1 pseudogene is annotated in these 421 nt (G+C 39.9%); it reads left to right on the top strand.

What is annotated here, in order from left to right:
• A pseudogene (locus LB467_RS18755) lies at positions 1 to 421 on the top strand (NAD(P)/FAD-dependent oxidoreductase); the annotation flags it as partial.

Raw genomic sequence — 421 nt, forward strand, 5'->3', positions numbered from 1 at the left:
CACATCGAAAACCTATTGAAGCCGTTTGGTATGCCGGGCGAATGATGGGCGAAACCCTAGCGCAAACCTTAACCGGAAATGAGAGGAAGTACAAACCGGGAAACTGGTTTAATTCGGCTAAATTCTTTGATATAGAATACCAGACTTACGGCCGGGTTTCAGCAAAACCCGACGAAAACGAAATGCATTTTCACTGGCAGCATAAAGACAATACAAAAGCCATCACTATTGCTTTTGAGTCGAATTCGAATAAATTCCTGGGAATAAATACTTTCGGAATCAGGATGCGCCACCCTGTTTTTGATCAATGGCTTAACGAAGAAAGAAAAATAGATCACGTGCTTGCCAATCTAAAACAAGCTAATTTTGATCCGGAGTTTTATACTCACCACGAAAAGGAAATTTTTAAAAGTTTTAAAGA

Origin of the sequence: Salegentibacter tibetensis (assembly GCF_020164485.1) — a bacterium.
GTDB lineage: Bacteria > Bacteroidota > Bacteroidia > Flavobacteriales > Flavobacteriaceae > Salegentibacter > Salegentibacter tibetensis.